Consider the following 7,263-nt stretch of genomic DNA (forward strand, 5'->3'; position numbering starts at 1 on the left):
CCCGCTCCCCCGTGCCCCCCGCACCGAAACCAGGGGCGACCCTCCCCCGGCGGCTGCGGCACGCCGCGGTCGCCGACCGCTCCGAGGGGCCGGACGCGCGGACGCTCCAGGGCATCCTCGACGGTCTGCGCAGGCTCGACTGACACCGCACACCTGCCCCACCGTGATCGCCCGATGATCGCCCGCGATCGCATCGCCCGGCCGGTCATCGCCCCGGGAATATCAAGGCGTCCACCAAGGCCGTGCACAACCTGGCCACGATCTGCGGCCCGAGTGTTAGCCACGCGCCTCAGGGGCACAGGGCGCCTCTGAGGGCGGCTCCGAGGCCCGCCCCGTGGAGGTGACCATGGATGCTCGGATCACGTTGCGGGTGGACGGCCGGGACAGATCGTTGACGGTCGACACCCGCACCACCCTGCTCGACGCGCTGCGCGACCACCTGTCGGTCACCTCGCCCAAGAAGGGCTGTGACCACGGGCAGTGCGGCGCGTGCACCGTGTTGCTCGACGGACGGCGGGTGGTCAGCTGCCTGACGTTCGCGGTGGCGCACGACGGCGCCGACGTCACCACCGCCGAGGGGCTGGCCGAGGGAGGCGAGCCGCACCCGGTGCAGCGGGCGTTCCTGGAGCAGGACGGCTTCCAGTGCGGCTTCTGCACACCCGGGCAGATCTGCTCGGCCGTCGGCATGCTGGAGGAGGCCAAGGCCGGGCACCCCAGCCACGTCACCGACGACCTGACCGGGCCCGTCACGCTCGACGACGAGGAGATCAGGGAACGGCTGAGCGGCAACCTGTGCCGATGCGGGGCCTACGTCAACATCGTCGCCGCCCTGCGCGAGGAGGCGGACTCGTGATCCCCTTCGAGTACCTGCGGGCCGGTGACCCCGCCGAGGCCGTCGCCGCCGTGGCCGGGCGTCCCGGCGCGGTCTTCCTCGGTGGAGGCACCAACCTGGTGGACCACATGAAGCTCGGCGTCGCCGAGCCGGACATGCTGGTCGACGTGTCGCGGCTGCCGCTCGACCGGGTGGAGGAGACGGCCACCGGTCTCCGCGTCGGCGCCGCCGTACGCAACAGCGACCTGGCCGCGCATCCGCTGGTGCGCGAGCGCTGTCCGATGCTGGCGCGGGCCCTGCTCTCCGGCGCCTCCGGGCAGCTGCGCAACGCTGCCACCACGGCGGGGAACCTGCTGCAGCGCACCCGCTGCCCCTACTTCCAGGACATCACCACACCGTGCAACAAGCGCGAACCGGGCTCCGGCTGCTCGGCGGTCGGCGGGTACACCCGCTACCACGCCGTCCTCGGCGCGTCCGAGCAGTGCGTCGCGGTGCACCCCTCCGACATGGCGGTGGCGATGGTGGCGCTGGACGCCGCGGTGATCGTGCTGGGCCCCGGCGGTGAGCGCGCGTTGCCGCTGGCGGACCTCTACCGGCTGCCGGGCGACACGCCGCAGCGGGACACGGTGCTGGAGCACGGCGAGCTCATCACCGCCGTCGAACTGCCGGACCTGCCGTTCGCGCGGCGCTCGGCCTACCGCAAGGTGCGCGACCGCACCTCCTACAGCTTCGCGCTGGTCTCCGTCGCGGCCGCCCTCGATCTCGACGGCGGCACCGTCCGTGACGTACGGCTGGCCCTGGGCGGCGTCGCGCACAAGCCGTGGCGTGCCGTCCTGGCCGAGGAGGAGCTGCGCGGCGGGCCCGCGACCGAGGACGCCTTCCGCCGGGCCGCCGACGCCGAACTTGCGGCCGCGCGGCCGCTGCCCGGCAACGAGTTCAAGGTGCCGATGGCCCGCAACACCGTCGTCGCGACGCTGCGCGACCTCACCGAGGAGGGGCGATGACCGTCCAGGATCGAGTGGTGGGCACGCCGTCGCCCCGCGTCGACGGCCGGGCCAAGGTGACCGGGATCGCGGCGTACGCCTATGACCGGCCGGTGGACGACCCGGTGTACGCCCACCCGCTGCAGGCCACGATCGCGCGCGGACGGGTCGCCGCGATCGACGACGTGGCGGCGGCCGGGGTCAAGGGGGTCCTCGCGGTGGTCACCCACCGCGACGCCGCCCGCCTGGCCGACACCGAGGACGCCGAGCTGTCGGTCCTGCAGTCCGACGAGGTCGCGTTCCGGGGGCAGTTCATCGGGGTGGTGCTCGCCGAGACGCCCGAGATCGCCCGCCACGCCGCCGGCCTGGTGCGGGTGGAGTACGACGAGGAGCCCCACGACACGGAGCTGCGGGCCGACCGCACCGACCTGTACGCGCCGGAGCAGGTCAACGCGGGGTTCGCCACCGACACCGACGAGGGCGACGTCGACGCGGCGATGGGGGCCGCGGCGGTGACGGTCGACGAGATCTACACCACGCCGATGGAGCACAACAACCCGATGGAGCCGCACAGCACCGTGGCCATCTGGGACCCGGGCGGCGGCTTCCCCGAGGCGCCGCGGCTGACGCTGTTCGACTCGACGCAGAGTGTGCACTCCGTACGGTCGACGCTGGCGCGGGTCTTCGGCCTGCGGCCGGAGCAGGTGCGCGTGGTGTCCCCGTACGTCGGCGGGGGGTTCGGGTCCAAGGGGATGGCGCACGCGCACAACGTGCTCGCGGTGCTGGCCGCCCGCGCGGTGGCGGGGCGCCCGGTCAAGCTGGCGCTGACCCGCCACCAGATGTTCTCGCTGGCCGGTCACCGCACGCCCACGATCCAGCGCGTACGGCTGGGCGCCGACGAGGCCGGACGGATGACGGCCGTGGCGCACGAGGTGGTGGAGCACACCTCGAAGATCAAGGAGTTCGCGGAGCAGACAGCGGTCGGGACGCGGATGATGTACGCGGCGCCGAACCGCCGCACGTCGCACCGGGTGGCCGCGCTCGACGTCCCCGTGCCGTCGTGGATGCGCGCGCCGGGTGAGGCGCCGGGGTTCTTCGGGCTCGAGGTGGCGATGGACGAGCTCGCCGCGGCCTGCGGACTGGACCCGATCGAACTGCGGGCGCGCAACGATCCCCCGAGCGATCCCGAGTCGGGCAGGCCGTGGTCGGGCCGTCACCTGGTGCGGTGCCTGCGCGAGGGGGCCGCCCGCTTCGGCTGGGAGGACCGCCCGGTGGTGCCCGGCACGCGCCGGCGGGGGCGCGAGCTGGTGGGCATGGGGGTGGCGAGTTCGACCTATCCGTACTACCGGTTCCCCGGCTCGCGGGCCGTCGTCGCGTACGGCGGGCGCGGCCGCTACACGGTGCGCATCGGCGCGGCCGACATCGGAACGGGCGCCTGGACGGTGCTGACGCAGATCGCCGCGGACGCGCTGGGCTGCCCTCTGGGCGCGGTGAGCGTGGAGATCGGGGACAGCGGCCTGCCGTCGGCCACCGTCGCGGGCGGGTCCTCGGGGACCACGAGCTGGGGTTCGACGGTCGTCGCGGCGTGCCGCTCCTTCCGCCGCGTGTACGGGGACGATCCGCCGCCGGGCGCGGAGGCGGGCGACGACATGCCGGAGAATCCGGACGCCGAGCGGTACTCGATGCACTCCTTCGGCGCGCAGTTCGCCGAGGTCGGGGTGGACGCCGACACCGGCGAGATCCGGGTGCCCCGGATGCTGGGGGTGTTCTCGGTGGGCCGCGTCATCAATCCCCGTACCGCGCGTTCGCAGTTCATCGGGGGGATGACGATGGGGTTGTCGATGGCGCTGCTCGAGCGCAGCGTGCTGGACCACCGCACCGGGCATGTGATCAACCACGACTTCGCCGAGTACCTGATCGCCACGAACGCCGATGTGATGGACGTCGACGCCGTCTGGCTGGATGAGGAGGACGTCCACGCCGGTCCGCTGGGGGCCAGGGGCATCGGCGAGATCGGCATCGTCGGCGCCGCGGCGGCGATCGCCAACGCGGTGCACAACGCCACCGGGATCCGCGTACGGGATCTGCCGATCACACCGGACCTGCTCCTGCGCTGACTCCTGCGCTGAACCATCGCCGCGCTCGCGCCGACGGGCCGCTCGACACGTGGGCGGAGGGGCCGTGACCTGCTGGGAACCGATCTATCCGAGCACCGGGTAGTTCGCGCGGAACACGTTGTGCGGGTCACGGGCCCGCTTGATCTCCCGCAGCCGCGCGAGCGCGCTGCCGGAGAAGGACTTCGCCGCCGTGTCACCGGGGGACAGCACGGTGTACGGCTTGCGGCCGCTGATGTACGCCTCCAGGTCGGCCACGACCTCGGCCTGCTTGGCGCGCGTCGCATCGGCCACGTGCGGCAGGCCGAGACCCAGCAGGCCGAGCAGGTACGGCTCAGCCACCGCGCCGCTCGCACCGGCCCCGCCGCCCGGCTCGGCGAGCGCCCCGCCCAGGTGCCTGATCTGCACGTTGATGAGCGGTTCGACCGGCTTGGCCAGCAGGAGCTCCACCGCGTCCGCGTCCAGGCCGGTGAGCAGCTCCGCACGAGCGATGGATGGGGCCGGATCGGTGGGCTCGGCGGTGATGTCACCCAGGTCGGCAACCGGGACGACGCCGCGGCTGTCGGAGATCACGCCCTCGATCTTGTCGATGCGCGCCAGCAGGTCCTCCCCCTGAGCCGCCTTACCCAGGTAGGCCAGATCCAGCGTGACCATCGGCGACGCGCCGGGTGGCTGGAGCCGGTTGATCCAGACACTGAGTTCACGCGGCGCCTCGGCGGTGATCTCCAGGAACGCCTCGTACACCTCCCTGGTCCGGTGCTCCGGCCAGATCACGCGCCCGCCGTACAGGACCGGCGCGGGATACAGCTCGAGTTCGAGGGCGGTCACCACCGCGAAGTCCCCGCCACCGCCGCGCAGCGCCCAGAACAGCTCGGGATCGGACTCGGCGGTCACCCGGCCCGGCTCGCCATCGGCGTCCACGATGTCGATAGCCCGCACGCTGTCGGAGGCGAAGCCGTACTTGCGGCTGAACCAGCCGACCCCACCGCCCAGGGTGTAGCCGGTCACGCTGACCCCCGGCGCGCTGCCGGACAGGCCGGTCAGACCCAGCGGCCCGGCCGCCGCCAGCACCTGCCCCCACTTCACGCCCGCGCCCACCCGGACCACGCGCTCCTGCGCGCGTACTTCCACCTCGTTCAGCAGGCCGGTACGCAACAGGATCAGGCCTTCCACATCACCCGAGGCGCCATGCCCGCTCGGCTGCGCGGTCACCGTCATACCCGCCCGCCGCGCGTAACGCACGAGCGCCGCCACGTCATCGGCATCCGCGGCCTCCGCCACGGCCGCCACCGGCTGCCTGACGGTCAGATTCCACGCGGTGGCCGCCTGTTCGAAGCCGTCGTCATCGGCCAGGAGCACGCGCCCCTTGAGGACACCGCGCAGATCGTTGATCGTCATCGTCGTCTCCCTTTTCGATTTCTCGGAAATGCGAAGGAACACCGTGCTGCACTACGGCAAGGGCGGCGCCCTGACCGGCCCGGACAAGGATCACGCCGAAACCTCGATGCCGGCCCTGCACCTGCTGCGGTCCACGCTGGTGTACCTGTCAACACGCTGCTGCTTCAGCGGGTTCTCGCCGAGCCGATGACCGGCGCGGCCCGACCGCGCTGTTCTGGTCCGACGTCGACCGGCTGCTGGATGGCCGGTGCGGCGATGGCGCCACGCGTCGAAGAGCTCCGGCCGCCGGCCACGTGGATTACGCGATGAGCAGGAGCGCGCTGATCGTCAGCATCACCACGGCGGTGGCGCCGTGGATGCCGTAGACGGCCGCCTTGGGCCCGTTGCTGCGCAGCACGATCACCGCGTCGCCGACGGGTATGGCGCTGGCGGCCAGCATGAACCAGCCCAGCAGATGGGTTGTCCCGCCGACCAGCACGATGAAGATGAAAAGCCCTGAGGCGATGTCGCGCACGCCCTTGACGGACAGCCAGGCATGGAAGCTGCGGTCCTCGGTCGGCGTGTCGGGGATGCCGAAGCCGACCGCGGCCTGCGGCGCCCAGAAGGCGCTGGCGCCCATGAAGATGGTGCCTGCGCCGATCAGTCCGGCGAGCACAGTGGCGATGGTGCTGAGCATGGGTTTGTCTCGCCTCTCGGGAGCAGTTCTACGAGCGCATTCCAGATAGCGGGGCGTATGCCGTGCCGGCGCTGTCACCGTTCGTCGTCGTCGACGAAATGGTTGTCGTGGGCTTCGTGAAGCCGGCTCAGGTCCCGATCGGTTACCGTGGCGAGCCGCGCGAAGTACTCCTCCCGGGGCACGCCTGGCGAGAGTGCCATGAGGAGGGTGGCAGGTTCGGCGCGCTCCTTCCGAAGCGCGTGGACGTCACCCATCGCGGCATGCGCGGTGTCGCCGGGCAGCAGTGTTCGCCACGCCCGCCCATCGAAGTAGCCGACTTCACCTTCCTCAACGATGAAGGTCTCGCTGAAGGTCGTGTGAAAGTGCGGGGCAGGTCCCCGGCTGGAGGGCGACATGCGCCACCGGTAGATGCTCACGACCCCGCTGGTCTCCGCCGGGACGGCGAGGATTTCGATGGTCGATCCGCTGGCGCCCAGCCGGATCGTTCGCGTCTTTCGGGCTCGCTCGGGTTGCTTGCAGAACCAGTCCGTCGGCTTCGTCTCGGTCATGACCCGAGTCTCGGGGCTTCTCCGCTGCGCTCGCGCTCACTTCGGCGGTGGCCTAACAATAGGGAGGGTGATCCGCTACCGATTGGGTGCCGGCGCTGCGAGCGTGCGATGGGCCATGTCGCCGATCCACGAAGTGGTTAGTCTTGCCCGGCTGTTGACAGAACCGCAGCGTCACCCGATGTTCCACCAGTGGCTTCGCCGTCGCCACCACCGCCTTTCCGGCCTGGACCTGCGCGCGCTCACGGTCTTCATGGCCGATGGCGCGTACCGGCCCGACTTCCTTGACCCATCGCCGATGTCCAGTGAGCCGACCTTCGAAGAAGGCATGGATGCCCTCCTCGCCACCCCGGCGGACCAGGTCTACGCCGAGTTGGCCGACGCCAGCATCGGGCGTTCGGCAGACATAGGCCGCCGACTGCTCGACGACCCCGACCGAGCCAGGCTGGAGGCCGCCGAAGCGGTGCGCCGCCTCTGGACGGCGGCCATGGAACCGGAGTGGCCGTCCATGCGGCAGGCGCTGCGTGCCGAGATGTTGGACCGGGCCATCCAGGTCAACCGCGAGGGGCTGCGCACCGTCCTTCCGCGCCTGCACCACTCCGCGGCGTGCGAAGGCGACACCATCACCGTCAACTCGACCACCGACCTCGACGTCGACTGCCCCGAGGGACTCATTCTCATTCCGTCGCTGTTCATCACCGACCGGGTGCAGTGC

8 protein-coding genes are annotated in these 7,263 nt (G+C 71.6%); 5 read left to right on the top strand and 3 right to left on the bottom strand.

The features are described from left to right. The first annotated feature begins 346 nt into the window (after positions 1-346). From IMZ11_RS41195 to IMZ11_RS41205, 3 genes are read left to right on the top strand one after another with little or no spacing between them, the layout of a single operon-like run. A complete protein-coding gene (locus tag IMZ11_RS41195) occupies positions 347-853 on the top strand; it encodes a 2Fe-2S iron-sulfur cluster-binding protein (protein WP_228648793.1) in 507 nt (168 codons plus the stop codon). Further along, entirely contained in the window at positions 850-1,836 is a 987-nt protein-coding gene (locus IMZ11_RS41200) for a xanthine dehydrogenase family protein subunit M (RefSeq protein ID WP_228648795.1), read from the top strand. The genes IMZ11_RS41195 and IMZ11_RS41200 overlap by 4 nt, the downstream gene beginning before the upstream one ends. Beyond that, positions 1,833-3,932: a xanthine dehydrogenase family protein molybdopterin-binding subunit gene (locus IMZ11_RS41205; protein WP_228648797.1), complete on the top strand. Its 2,100-nt coding sequence runs from the start codon at positions 1,833-1,835 to the stop codon at positions 3,930-3,932. The genes IMZ11_RS41200 and IMZ11_RS41205 overlap by 4 nt, the downstream gene beginning before the upstream one ends. A gap of 84 nt (positions 3,933-4,016) precedes the next feature. On the opposite strand, the gene IMZ11_RS41210 is transcribed toward IMZ11_RS41205, so the two are convergent. Next, a complete protein-coding gene (locus IMZ11_RS41210; protein WP_228648799.1) occupies positions 4,017-5,327 on the bottom strand; it encodes an FAD-binding oxidoreductase in 1,311 nt (436 codons plus the stop codon). On the opposite strand from IMZ11_RS41210, the gene IMZ11_RS41215 reads away from it, so the two are divergent. After that, complete coding sequence (locus tag IMZ11_RS41215; protein WP_228648801.1) at positions 5,317-5,517, top strand: hypothetical protein; 201 nt, start codon at positions 5,317-5,319, stop codon at positions 5,515-5,517. The two genes, IMZ11_RS41210 and IMZ11_RS41215, sit on opposite strands and share 11 nt — an antisense overlap. Before the next feature lie 108 nt (positions 5,518-5,625). On the opposite strand, the gene IMZ11_RS41220 is transcribed toward IMZ11_RS41215, so the two are convergent. Further along, entirely contained in the window at positions 5,626-5,982 is a 357-nt protein-coding gene (locus tag IMZ11_RS41220) for a DUF4267 domain-containing protein (protein WP_228648803.1), read from the bottom strand. A gap of 95 nt (positions 5,983-6,077) precedes the next feature. Next, positions 6,078-6,551: a cupin domain-containing protein gene (locus IMZ11_RS41225; RefSeq protein WP_228648805.1), complete on the bottom strand. Its 474-nt coding sequence runs from the start codon at positions 6,549-6,551 to the stop codon at positions 6,078-6,080. 67 nt (positions 6,552-6,618) lie between these two features. Between IMZ11_RS41225 and IMZ11_RS46540 the strand changes: the two genes are divergently transcribed. After that, on the top strand, positions 6,619-7,263 hold a 645-nt coding region (locus IMZ11_RS46540), incomplete at its 3' end, for a DUF5937 family protein (protein WP_228648807.1).

The sequence above is a fragment of the Microtetraspora sp. AC03309 genome (assembly GCF_020826795.1).
Lineage (GTDB): Bacteria > Actinomycetota > Actinomycetes > Streptosporangiales > Streptosporangiaceae > Microtetraspora > Microtetraspora glauca.